We start from the raw sequence: 12,209 nt of genomic DNA, 5'->3' as shown, positions 1-12,209 counted from the left end.
GCTGCCAGCCGTCCACAGCGTCCATCGCCGGGTCGGCATCGTCGGTCATGCAGGTGAGATAGAACTCCACCCCGCCGTCATTCCGGATGCGGAACCCGGTCACCGCCCCATCCTGGGCGGCCAGAGCCACCTCCGTACCCGCCAGTTCCCCGTTCAGGTACTCCTCCGCTCCCCGGCAGAGGGCATCCTCCGTGGTTCCCGCCAATTCCAGGGCCTCCGCCAGGGGCACCACCCGATCCTCCTGCCGGTCGTAGACCAGGGTGTAGAGACCGCCGTCGCTGCCGGAGCTGGCAGAGTCCAAATAGAAGATCAGGTTATCGTACCGTTCGGTGACCGCAGGATAAAACAGGCACCGCTGGCCCCCTACCGTATTCATGGGGGCATCCATAACGGTCTGATACTGGCTTTTGAGGGCGGTCAGGGCCTGGTTCACCGCCTGGGCGCCCTCCCCCTCCGCCGTCAGTCTGGGGATCTCAATGTAGTTGCCCAGGGCGTCATAATACTGGGTGTCCATCGTGAAACTTCCGGCCTGCGTGGTACTCCGGCAGGCCACCAGCCCTCCGCACAGGCCGATAGCCAGGGCTACCACCGCCACCAAAAGCAGGGCAGGCCGCTTGTGCCGGGCAAAGAGATTACGCAGGCGCTGCTCGGTGGCCTTTGCCGAGCCGCTCATATGGGTGGACAGCCTGGTATGCGGCACCTTCATACTTGTTCCTCCCCTTCTGTTACCAATCCAGCTGTCTGTAGCTGATCTGCTCCAGCGTACCATTTTCGTTCCAGATATATACTGCCTCCTCCGGACGGCCCACATCCCCCCGGATGTGTTCCACCACCTGCCGGTTCTCCACGTCCAGGGTGGGATTGGAAAACAGGTAGGTGGAAAAGGAAAACCGGCTCGTCTCCTCGTCCCACAAGAACCACACATAGCTCACATTGTGGGGAAAGCTCGACTCCGCCAGCAGGCCCAAATCGGGGGAACCGTCAAAATTCAGGTCCCGGATATCCGGCTCCCCAATATTGGGGTCCCGGATCAGAAACAGGCCCTGGTAGAAGCTGTCCGGCGTATACACATCGTCCTCCACCGCCATGAACTGAAGCGGTGTGTCACCCTCATAGACCCGGATCTGCTCGATTGCCAGACAATAGGGCTGCTGGTCCAGCGGCTCCAGTTCCAGCTCCAGGGACAGGTTTCTCCCGGTGGCAGTGGTCATGGTAATCCGCTCGGTCTCCACCTGCCGGTTTTCCTCCGACAGGGCCTGCCGCACCTCTTCCTCGCTCCCTGTGACCACCCGGATGAGATTGGGCCAGAGCTGCTCCTCACCACTCCAGAACGTGGGGCAGAGCAGCACCTCCATTCCCAGCCACTCCTCCCCCGTCAAAACAGAGCAGGCCAGCAGGGTGTACCGCTGTCCGCACAGGGTCTCCTCGCCCGGCGTCACCTGGACGATCTGCCACTGGGCGGAGGTATTGCTGGCCTGCCAGGGGTTATCCTGGTCTCTGGTGCGGCTCTCCACAACCCTGCGCAGCTCATTCATAACCCGCTCAGGGGCATGGTACCCCCCCGTCAGCTGGAGCCGCTCCCGAAAGGACCATTGGGGACCCTGGCCATACAGGCGCCAGTCATCCGCACCCTGAAAGATCTCTACCCCGCCGGGACAGGGCAGGGGTATTTGATCCTCCCAGTAGTTCTGGTACTCCATCCAGACCTGGGCGTCCTCCTGCCGCAGATCCCCCTTCATGGGCCAGACCCAGGTAAAGTCGGTGCCGTCAAAGGCCAGCAGCCCCCCCTCTCCATAGGTGTAACCCTGCCCTCCGCCGTTGACGGTGTAGAGGAGATAGTCCACATCGTCCTTTCGGAAGGTGGAAACCTGGGGCCTTCCGCCGCTGGAGGTGGCGGAAAACACCGGCCCAGTAAGCTGGCCCCGGTCATCCTCTACGCCGATGACCAGGGCACAGTAGGGATAGTCGTCGTAAAAATGGCCGGCTACCAGGGTGCCCCCCTGGCCCTGGATACAGGCCAGCTCCTCCCGCTGAGGTTTCCCATCAAAACTGACCTCAGCGGCATCATACAGGGCATCCAGCCGCTGCTCCTGGCCAATCTGGGCACGGCAGGCCACCAGGGAGCCGCACAGACCGATGGCAAAGCCCACCGCCATCACCAGAGCCAGAGCGGGCCGCCGGTGCTTGACAAAGAGATTGCGGACCCGCCCCTCGGTCTCCCTGGCCGAGCCGCTCATGGCCGTGGACAGCCGGGTTTTGGGCAATTTCATAGCGTTCCTCCTGTTATGTTTCCGATTGCAGCACCAGGTTGCCCTGGCTGTCCCAGCCGTAGGTGCGGGTCACCATAGCGTTCCAGTCCCGGTTCCACATCCGCTCCTCCAGCTGCCCCTCCTCAGGCAGCAGGGTCAGTTCCCCGGCCAGGGTGGCCAGATGGCGGAACTGTCCCGCCTCACTGTTCCACACAAACCAGCAGCGGCAGGCGTTCTGGGTGGCGTCGCACAGCAGGCCGAACTCCTCCACCCCGTCAAAGTTGATATCCCGGGTCTCCACCGGGCCCCCTGCCGGGCTGTCGATATGGAAGCCCTGGAAGGTGTGGACCCCGTCGTCCGCCACATCCTCCGGTGTGATGGTCTGGACCACCTGGCCGTCCTTCAACAGCTGGACCTGGTCATACAACATCGTTGTGACCGGCGCGCCCTCCTCCAGAGACGGGGTACACCGCAGGGCCAGGGTCAGGGTCTCGTCTCCGCCCACGTCCAACTCATAGGTGTCGGTGAAGTAGCCGTCGGAGGTATAGGTGATCTGGCTGCCGTCCCAGGCCGCTGTCCCCCAGATAGGGCTGTGCCATTGGTCATACAGTTGCGGGATACGCAGAACTTGCAGGCCGTTCTCCCCGGTCTCCACATAGGCATTAGCTACGGCGTCCAGTTGGAACCGCTGGGCCAGCTTATTGTCCTCCACCTCCAGCACCACATAGGCGCAGGCGCCGTAGTTGGACCCGGGACTTGCCAGGGAGGCCAGCAGGGACTGCCGCTCTCTGGAGGTCATATGGAGCGGGGTGACCGTTGGGCTGGTGACCGCTGGATAACGCCAGGACAGCACCTCTCCGGTACCCAGGGTCACCTCCATCTCCGTGGAGCCCTGGTCCTCCCCGTCCGGCCAGGTGGTTCTGGCCACCAGACGGTCGTCTCCCGCACCCTGGCCGTCCAGCGTAAGGTTCTCCAGATAACTGAGGCTGCTCCCATCCGGCAGGGGCTGTCCCTCCGGGGTAAGTACTACCTCGCTCCAGTTAGCCGCCTCCAGCAGCCGGGACAGGGGTACCCGCTCCTCCATCTCTCCCACGTTATCATAGGGCCAGACGTGGATAACCACCATCTGATCCTCCGGCTGGAAGGCCAGCTCCACCATGCGCCAATAGTCCCCCTCCAGGCCCAGCAAACCGGCTGCCGCCGCCTGGAGCTGCTGGGTCCGCAGGGACCCGTCCGGCCAATACCGGTACACCTGCAGGAAGAATTCATTCTCCACCAGGGCATCCACCGCCCCATCCCCGTCCAGATCCACCTGGTACAGGGGCATCCAGGTCTCCGTCAGCGGAAACTCTGTTCCGTCCTCCAGCCGGATCTGATAGGCGTAATTATGCACGCCATCGTCTGTCAAAGTGTGGGTCACGGTACCTGAAAGACCTAAAAGATCCGCAAAGGGCACCGTCTCCTCTCCCGGCTCGGTGAGGACAAAAGCCAGTTCCTCTCCCGCCGGGGCAGCGGAAATGGCCGTCTCCGACCGGCAGGCCACCAGGGAGCCGCACAGGCCGATGGCCAGGGCCACCACCGTCACCAGGCCCAGGGCGGGCCGCCGGTGCTTGATAAAGAGATTGCGGATTCGTCCCTCGGTCTCTTTGGCCGAGCCGCTCATGGCTGTGGACAGCCGGGTCTTTGGTAATGTCATGCTTTCTCCTTTCTCAGGGCAGCCACGGCCTGCAAAATCGCTCTGCCGTAGGCGGCGTGTTCCTCCTGGGGCAGCCGCTTCAGGGCCCCCTCGTCGCAGGCCAGCTCAGTATCCCGCTCCACGGAGCGCACCATCAGCCACACCAGTGGATTGAACCAGTGGACGGCGTTCACCCACAGCACCAGAGTTTTCAGCCAAATGTCCCGGCGGCGGTAGTGAACCAGCTCATGGAGCAAGGCGTAGCGCAGTCCTTGACCTCTGGCGTCCTCCGGCAGCAGCAGCACCGGCCTGAGCAGCCCCGCCAGCATGGGTACCGCCAGCCCGGGGCACAGGCGCAGCCGTGGCCTGCGCTGGAGGGAGAGGCTGTCGCACAGTCCGTTGAACAGGCGGATAGTGCCCGCATCCTCCGCCGGGCGGCACCACCGGGCCAGGTATCTTTTAAACCGGAAATGGGCTATGAGATTCCACCCCAGCACTGCCGCACCACCGGTTACCCATAGGGCCAGCAGAATACCGCCCACCGTGATGGGGGCGGGCTGGGTCTGCTCTGTGGGCAGAACCTCAGGCGCGGGTGTGGAGACCGGGACGGACGAGGGCGCCGCAGATGGGGCCGCCGTCTGAACCGGCTGGGAGGGCTGAGCCGCACTGGGCCGGGGTGTCCGCATCGGCTGGTAGATCACCCGGTCCGGCGGCACCTGGATCTGTATGGGAGCGGTTTCTGCCCCGGCGGGCAGCAGCGGCAGGGGGACCGCCAGTCGGAGGGCCAGCAGCAGCCAGGCCCAGCACCGCCACCTGGCGCCGTATCGTCCCCGGGTCAGTTTGGCCAACACCACCAACAGCAGGATTACCACCCCGCCTCCCAGGCTCACGCCCGCCATGGAGGTCAAAAAGTCTGTCATCTCTGCTTCTCCCCGCTCAGTTCATCCAACAGATCCCGCAGATCGTCCAGATCCCGCTCCTCCAGGCCATTTCTGGCCAGGGCTGCCAGGAAGTTTCGGGGAGAGCTGCCGTACAGTTTGGAGAGCACCGCCTGGCTGTCAAAGGCCAGGTAGTCCTCCCGGCTGACCAGCGGGGTGTACAAGTTGCTCTTTCCCTCCCGGCGAACGGCTACAAAGCCCTTCTCCACCAGGCGGGTCAGATAGGTATTCACCGTATTGGAGGCCCAGCAAAAGCCCTCCAGGGCAGTCTCCAGGGCGGAGCGCGGGGTATCCGGCCCGGAGGCCCACAGGGCTTTCATCACTTCTAACTCGGTATCGGGGAGTCGTTTCATCTCTATCACCAACTTCATTTGTAGTGGATATCATTATACTACATTTGAAGTAGATATTTGTCCAGTTACAATCCAGTTACAGGCATAAGAAAAGCCCTCCGCCGGTTGGGCGGAGGGCTTTGGTTGTTTTATTCCTCGGTGTGGTCGCGGGCAGCCTGAGCGGCAGCCTGAGAAATATCCTCATCGGACAGGGTGCCGTCCTTCTTGATCTGAGCGATGCGGGCCTTGTTCTCCTCAATGTTGATCTTGGCGGTGGTGATCCGCTGGCAGAGGGCGGCGTAGCCCGGCTCCGGTGCGCTCCCCCGCTCGGCATAGTAGAGCTTGCCGATCTCCAGATAGGCCTTGCGGATGGCGTCCTCCTCTCCGGAATTGTTGAGGGACAGCTTGGTGATCTCCATCAGCTGCTTGGACTTGGCCATGCCGGCCCGACCCAGGTCGGTGGCTTTATCCTTCAAATCGTCAAAAAAGGCCATTTTCCTACCTCCTTGCGGTATACTGGCTGAAATGCTGGCCCTATTCTACCCCCATTTCCCGGCGGACGCAAGAGAACACCGGGGGATTTCACACAAATTTAATGCTTCTTTTTCTGGAAAGCGAAAAAGCGCTGACCAAAATAGTTGAGCACAGTATACAGGGCCATACCCCCCAGCTTGGTGAGCCGCTCCTGCCAGATGGGGTCCATGCCGGTGCTGCCCAGTACCCAGCCGGCAATGGGCTGGGCCAAGGCGTAGGCGATCACATAGCACACCGCCACGTTGATGGCGAACTTCACCGCCGAGCGCAGGAAGGTCTCCTCACTGTGGAAGGTAAAGTGACGGTTGAGGAAGAAGCTCATGACCGCGCCCGCCGCATAGGCGATGGCGGTGGAGGGCCAGTAGCCCAGTCCCTCCAGCAGAAACATGAGCACCATGGACAGCAGGGTGTTGCCCACCCCCACCAGCAGGAACTTGGGAATGGAGTTATCAATCAGCTTTGCCATGCTCGTCCTCCAAAACCTCCCGGATCAGGAACCGGGGCCGCTCCTTGGTTTCCAGATAGACCTTGCCGATGTACTCACCAATGACGCCCAAAGAGAGCAGGATCAGTCCCCCGATGGCCCACACGGAGCAGATCAGACTGGCCCAACCCAGAATCGTCTCACCCATGGCCCAGCGGACAATGGAGTAGATGAGCATGGCGATACTCACCAGAAACACCAGGAAACCCAGGCCAGTAATCATGCGGATGGGCTTCACCGACAGGGAGGTAATGCCCTCCATAGCGAAAGAGAGCATCTTTTTCAGGGGGTACTTGCTCTCGCCGGCAAAGCGTTCTCCCCGCTCATACTCCACAGTGCCGGTGCGGTAGCCGATCATGGGCACGATCCCCCGGAGGAACAGGTTGACCTCCTTGAACTGTGCCAGTCCCTCCAGGGCCCGGCGGGACATAAGGCGGTAGTCGGCGTGGTTGAACACCGTCTCCGCCCCCATGGAGTTCATCAGCCGGTAAAAGCCCTCGGCGGTAAAGCGCTTGAAGAAGGTGTCCTTCTTCCGGGAAGAGCGCACGCCATATACGATGTCACACCCGGCATAATACTGCTCCACCATGGCGTCCACCGCATCGATGTCGTCCTGGAGGTCGGCGTCCATGGAGATGGCCATGTCGCACCGCTCCTTGGCGGTCATCAGCCCTGCCAACAGGGCGTTCTGATGGCCCCGGTTGCGGCTCAGGTCCACGCCGGAGAAGATGGGGCTGCTCTGGTGCAGCTCCTCAATGAGCTGCCAGGTCTTGTCCTTGGAACCGTCGTTGACAAAAAGAACCCGGCTCTCCCGGGAAATAGTTCCGGCAGCCATCAGGGCCTCCAGCTTTTCTTTCAGCCTGCGTGAGGTCTCTGGCAGCACTTCTTCTTCGTTGTAGCAGGGAACGACAATATAAAGAATATCTTCCATATCAATCCATCTTCCTTGCGTTTTTTGTTCTGTTTGGTCATTATACTCCCTTTGGACGAGAAAAACCACCATTAGGTTCCTCTTATCCAAACAAAGTCATGCTCAGCACAGGACAAATACACGCCAGCCTCCCTCAGCTTGTCCGCATCCCTCACTCCTCCAGTCTCTTTCGCAGCCGCTCCACCGCCCGGCGCTCAATGCGGGATACCTGGACCTGGCTCACCCCCAGCACCCGGGCCGCCCGGTCCTGAGTCATACCCCGGTAGTAGCGCAGCAGGATCACCTGCTGCTCCCGGTCAGGCAGGGCGGCGATGGCGGTACGCAGGGCCTCACGCTCCACGATACCCTCCTCGATACCCTCGGTGCCCAACACACTCTCCAGGGTCAGGCCGTCCCCTGTCTCCATCTGGAGGGAGGCCACCGGCAGCCCCGCCTCCTCAGCGGCTGCAATCTCCTCCGGCTCCAGCCCGGTGGCCTCGGACAGCTGGGACAAGGTGGGTTCCCGGCCCAGGGAGGCCGACAGCCGTTCCCTGGCCGCCCGGATGGCCATCCCCCGCTCTTTCAGACCGCGGCTGACTTTAATAGCGCCGTCATCCCGTAGGTAGCGCCGGATCTCACCGGCGATCTTGGGCACGGCATAGGTGGAGAACTGACAGCCAAAGGCGGGATCGAAGCCCCGCACCGCCTTCACAAAGCCCAGGCAGCCCAGTTGATACAGGTCCTCCGGCTCCACTCCCCGGCCGTAGTAGCGGCGCACAATGGACCAGATCAGCCCACCATTCTCCTCAATGAGCCTGGCGCAGGCCTCGTTATCCCCCCGGCGGGCCTCCTCCAGCAGATCGGGGGTATCCGCCACATTCATTGCGCCCCTCCCAGCCGTCGGGAGATCCTGCGGCGCATGGTCACCACCGTTCCCTTCCCCGGGGTGGAGCGTACCTTCACTCCGTCCATAAAACTCTCCATAATGGTAAAGCCCATACCGCTGCGCTCCTCTCCGCCGGTGGTAAACATGGGGCGTCGGGCCTGCTCCACATCGGAGATGCCCACGCCCTTATCCTTGATCTGGATCTCCAGGGTGTGGTCCTCAAAGAGCCGCAGCCGCATCTGGACCAGCCCCAGCTTGTCCGGATAGGCGTGGACGATGCAGTTGGTTACTCCCTCGCTCACCGCCGTTTTGATATCGTTGATCTCCTCCAGAGTGGGGTCCAGCTGAGCGGCAAAGCAGGCCGCCGTGGTACGGGCAAAGCCCTCGTTGGCCGACCGGCTGAGAAAGACCACCGTGGCCTCATTCATCGGTTTCATTATGTAGTTCCTCCGTCATTCAAATTTGATCAACCGGTCCAGCCCGGTTGCCCGAAGCACCTTGCCTGCCTGCTCAGGCACATGGACCACCTCCATGGTCCCTTCCAGCTCGCTCATCCGTCGGCTGGCCCGCAGCAGTACGGCGATCCCCGAACTATCCATAAAGCTGACGCCCCCCAGATCCACCGTCAGATGACGGGGCATGGTTAGGTCGATCTGCCGTACCAACTCGCCTAAAATCTGTCTGGCCCGGTGGTGGTCCACCTCGCCGTCAATGGCCGCGTACAGCGCCCGATTCTCTGCTTTGCAGGTCACTGCCATGGCATATCCCCCCTGTACAAAAAAATCGCAGTATACCAATTTTTGGTATACTGCGATCCTATCACAGATGGGGTATATATTTTGTCGAAGGACTCACCGGACCAGGGAAAAATCGGTAAAGATCCACTTCTCCCCCACTTTTTCGTAGGGGAAGTCAAACGTCAGGGTATCCACCACCGCGCCGTCCTGCTCCGGGTCCAGCACTTCCACCGTCACCCGGACGGTACAGCGGTTTGGGTCTCCGTCCCGCAGGACCTGGGTCGTCTCGGCACCCCTGGTGATGTCGGTGCCCCGGCCGCCGTCCTGGACGTAGAGGACGTCGTCGATGTCCACATACTGGGTTCCGTCATAAGGCAGCAGCTTTTCCACCAGATCGTCGGAAAAGAGGCTCTTGAGGTAACCCCGCAGGCTGACCGTGCTGTCAATGCCGGGATAGTCTACCCGATAATAGGTGGCACCGTCTACCTCGCGGCTGTCCGTTTCATCAAAGGGCAGGGGCTCCACCTGGAACCACCAGAAGGCCTGCACCGCCGCCCGGTAGGCGGACAATACCTCCTCATCGTTAGGTCCGTCATAGGCCGTGGGGGTAGGCGAAGGCTCCGCAGAGGGCTCCAGCTCCACGGAGGCCGTAGGTTCCGGCATAACAGTGGGCTGGGCCGTGGGGGTAGGTGAGGGCTCCGCGGAGGGGGTAGGTTCGGCGCTCTGCTCCACCTCAGGCGTGGATGCGGCACTGGGCAACGCGGTAGATACCGCCCCGGTATCCTGACAGGACCCGGTACATCCGCCCAGCAGCAGTACCGCCAGCAATGGGATCAGTCTTTTCAACGCTCCAACCTCCTTTCCACGGCCTGGGTCAAACTGGGCCGTACAATATTACTGTACATTTTATCCGATTCTGCTCTGGAGCACAACCACAGTTGTGTAACAAAGTATGACAATATGGGCACAGAAACGCCGCCATCCGCGTTCGATGGCGGCGTTTCTCTGTTTTTCGAGAATTTTATCAGCCCAGCGCAGCCGCAGATTCTTCCAGCTTGACCAGCAGAGCCTTCAGCTTATTCGCCCGCTCCCGCTCGGCCTCCACTACCTGGGCGGGGGCCTTGTTTACAAAGCCGGGGTTATTCAGCTTGGTCTCCAGCTTGTCCAGCTCCTTGCGGTTCTTGTCCAGCTCCTTCTGGATGCGGGCCTTCTCCTTCTCCAGATCCACCAGCTCAGCCAGGGGCAGATACAGCCGGGCCGCATGGGTGGCGATGGTCACCATACCCTGAGCGTCCACCGTATCGGTGGCCTCCACCACCTTCACGTCGCTGGCATAGGCCAGACGCTTCAGGAAGGGAGTGCCCTGGTGGAACACGGCCTGCTCCAGAGTGGAGACGGTGAGCTGTGCCTTCTTGGAGGGGGGCACGTTCATCTCGGCCCGACGGGCACGGATGGCCCGAATGGCGTCCATGATGAGTTCCATAGCCTTCTCTTCCTCGGGGAAGTCCAGGTTGGCGTGGTGCTCCGGCCACTGCTGGAGCATCAGGTAGTCGCCCTCATGGGGCAGGGCCTGCCAGATTTCCTCGGTGATGAAGGGCATAAAGGGATGGAGCAGCTTCAGGATCTGGGTGAGCACGTAGCACAGCACCTGCTGAGCACGCACCTTGGAGTCCTCGTCCTCACCCTGAAGGCGGGTCTTGGTCAGTTCGATATACCAGTCGCAGTAGGAATCCCAGATGAAGTCGTACACCTTTTGGGCAGCCACGCCCAGCTCGTAGCGCTCCATATTCTCGGTGATCTCGGGGATGACGCTGTTGAGCTTGGACAGGATCCACTTATCCTCCAGCTCCAGCTTGTCGGGCAGCTGGCACTGGTCGATGGTCAGGTTCATCATCAGGAAGCGGGAAGCGTTCCAGATCTTGTTGGCAAAGTTGCGCATGGCCTCGCACCGCTCGGTGTAGAAGCGCATATCGTTTCCGGGGGAGTTGCCGGTGACCAGGTTGAAGCGCAGGGCGTCGGCGCCGTACTGGTTGGCCATCTCCAGGGGATCAATGCCGTTGCCCAGGGACTTGGACATCTTGCGGCCCTTGTCGTCCCGCACCAGGCCGTGGATGAACACGGTGTGGAAGGGGGGCTTGCCGGTATGCTCACAGCCGGAGAAGATCATGCGGGCCACCCAGAAGAAGATGATGTCGTAGCCGGTGACCAGCACGTCGGTGGGATAGAAATACTTGTAGTCCTCGGTCTCCTCAGGCCAGCCCAGGGTGGAGAAGGGCCACAGGGCAGAGGAGAACCAGGTGTCCAGCACGTCCTCCTCCTGATTGATGTTCTTGGAGTGGCAGTGCTCGCACTCGGTGGGATCGTCCTCGGACACGGTGATGTGACCGCACTCCTGGCAGGTCCAGGCGGGGATCTGGTGGCCCCACCACAGCTGACGGGAGATACACCAGTCATGAACGTTCTCCATCCAGTTGGTGTAGATCTTGGAGAAGCGATCGGGGACGAACTTGACCTCGCCCTCGTTGACCACCCGCAGGGCCTCCTCAGCCAGAGGCTTCATCTTGACAAACCACTGGGCGGAGATGAGAGGCTCCACGTCGTTGTGGCAGCGGTAGCAGGTGCCCACGTTGTGCTGGTGGGGCTCCACCTTGACCAGATACCCCTGCTCCTCCAGGTCGGCCACAATGGCCTTCCGGGCCTCGTAGCGGTCCATGCCGGAGTAGCGGCCGTAGCCCTCCACCACCTTGCCGTTGTCGTCCAACACACGGATGGTCTCCAGGTTCTGCCGCAGGCCCACCTCAAAGTCGTTGGGGTCGTGGGCGGGAGTCATCTTCACGCAGCCGGTGCCGAACTCCATGTCCACATAGTCGTCGGCCACGATGGGCATCTCACGGCCCACCAGGGGCAGGATGCAACGTTTGCCCACAATGTCCTTGTACCGCTCGTCGTTGGGGTTGACCGCCACGCCGGTGTCGCCCAGCATGGTCTCGGGCCGGGTGGTGGCCACGATGACATAGCGGCCCTCCTCCCCCTGGATGGGGTAGCGGATGTGCCAGAAGGAGCCGGGCTTGTCCTGATACTCCACCTCGGCGTCGGACAGGGCGGTGACACAGTTGGGGCACCAGTTGATGATGCGGCTGCCCTTATAGATCAGGCCCTTCTTGTACAGGGAGACAAACACGTGGCGGACGGCCTTGCTGAGGCCCTCGTCCATGGTGAACCGGGCACGGGACCAGTCGCAGGAAGCGCCCAGCTTCTTCTGCTGCTCCACGATGCGGTTGCCGTACTTGTGCTTCCAGTCCCACACCCGCTCCAGGAATTTCTCCCGGCCCAGGTCGTAGCGGGACAGGCCCTCGTTCTTGCGCAGCTCCTCCTCCACCTTGATCTGGGTGGCGATGCCGGCGTGGTCGGTGCCGGGCACCCACAGGGCGGCGTAGCCCTGCATCCGCTTGAAGCGGATCAGG

Annotated in this window: 13 protein-coding genes; all 13 read right to left on the bottom strand. The window is 61.7% G+C overall.

Going from position 1 to position 12,209, the window contains the following annotated elements; translation table 11 throughout:
• Nucleotides 1–706, bottom strand: a 706-nt coding sequence (locus tag IHN22_RS10490; RefSeq protein ID WP_191435219.1) for a hypothetical protein, incomplete at its 3' end; no start/stop codon positions are given.
• Nucleotides 707–725: 19 nt separating this feature from the next.
• A complete protein-coding gene (locus IHN22_RS10485) occupies nt 726–2,270 on the bottom strand; it encodes an XAC2610-related protein (protein ID WP_191435217.1) in 1,545 nt (514 codons plus the stop codon).
• 13 nt (nt 2,271–2,283) lie between these two features.
• Complete coding sequence (locus IHN22_RS10480; RefSeq protein WP_191435215.1) at nt 2,284–3,945, bottom strand: hypothetical protein; 1,662 nt, start codon at nt 3,943–3,945, stop codon at nt 2,284–2,286.
• The gene (locus IHN22_RS10475) at nt 3,942–4,844 is read right to left on the bottom strand and encodes a M56 family metallopeptidase (protein WP_191435213.1); all 903 of its coding nucleotides are present in this window, start codon (nt 4,842–4,844) and stop codon (nt 3,942–3,944) included. The genes IHN22_RS10480 and IHN22_RS10475 overlap by 4 nt, the downstream gene beginning before the upstream one ends.
• Nucleotides 4,841–5,215, bottom strand: coding sequence for a BlaI/MecI/CopY family transcriptional regulator (locus IHN22_RS10470; protein ID WP_087187728.1), 375 nt, complete (start codon nt 5,213–5,215; stop codon nt 4,841–4,843). Before IHN22_RS10470 ends, IHN22_RS10475 begins: the two co-directional genes overlap by 4 nt.
• A gap of 128 nt (nt 5,216–5,343) precedes the next feature.
• Nucleotides 5,344–5,688: a serine proteinase gene (locus tag IHN22_RS10465; RefSeq protein WP_300986396.1), complete on the bottom strand. Its 345-nt coding sequence runs from the start codon at nt 5,686–5,688 to the stop codon at nt 5,344–5,346.
• A gap of 98 nt (nt 5,689–5,786) precedes the next feature.
• Entirely contained in the window at nt 5,787–6,194 is a 408-nt protein-coding gene (locus tag IHN22_RS10460) for a GtrA family protein (protein ID WP_191435211.1), read from the bottom strand.
• The gene (locus IHN22_RS10455) at nt 6,178–7,143 is read right to left on the bottom strand and encodes a glycosyltransferase family 2 protein (RefSeq protein WP_191435209.1); all 966 of its coding nucleotides are present in this window, start codon (nt 7,141–7,143) and stop codon (nt 6,178–6,180) included. The genes IHN22_RS10460 and IHN22_RS10455 overlap by 17 nt, the downstream gene beginning before the upstream one ends.
• Before the next feature lie 151 nt (nt 7,144–7,294).
• Nucleotides 7,295–8,005, bottom strand: coding sequence for a sigma-70 family RNA polymerase sigma factor (locus tag IHN22_RS10450; protein WP_191435207.1), 711 nt, complete (start codon nt 8,003–8,005; stop codon nt 7,295–7,297).
• Nucleotides 8,002–8,445, bottom strand: a complete 444-nt coding sequence (spoIIAB, locus tag IHN22_RS10445; RefSeq protein WP_087328834.1) for an anti-sigma F factor — start codon at nt 8,443–8,445, stop codon at nt 8,002–8,004. Before spoIIAB ends, IHN22_RS10450 begins: the two co-directional genes overlap by 4 nt.
• 15 nt (nt 8,446–8,460) lie before the next feature.
• Entirely contained in the window at nt 8,461–8,766 is a 306-nt protein-coding gene (locus tag IHN22_RS10440) for an STAS domain-containing protein (RefSeq protein WP_191435205.1), read from the bottom strand.
• 93 nt (nt 8,767–8,859) lie between these two features.
• The gene (locus IHN22_RS10435) at nt 8,860–9,591 is read right to left on the bottom strand and encodes a hypothetical protein (RefSeq protein ID WP_191435203.1); all 732 of its coding nucleotides are present in this window, start codon (nt 9,589–9,591) and stop codon (nt 8,860–8,862) included.
• A 178-nt stretch (nt 9,592–9,769) separates the two neighbouring features.
• Nucleotides 9,770–12,209, bottom strand: a 2,440-nt coding sequence (locus IHN22_RS10430; protein ID WP_191435201.1) for a valine--tRNA ligase, incomplete at its 5' end; no start/stop codon positions are given.

The organism is Flavonifractor sp. An112, assembly GCF_904377885.1.
Lineage (GTDB): Bacteria > Bacillota > Clostridia > Oscillospirales > Oscillospiraceae > Flavonifractor > Flavonifractor avicola.
This window is presented reverse-complemented; position numbering and strand designations above follow the sequence as displayed.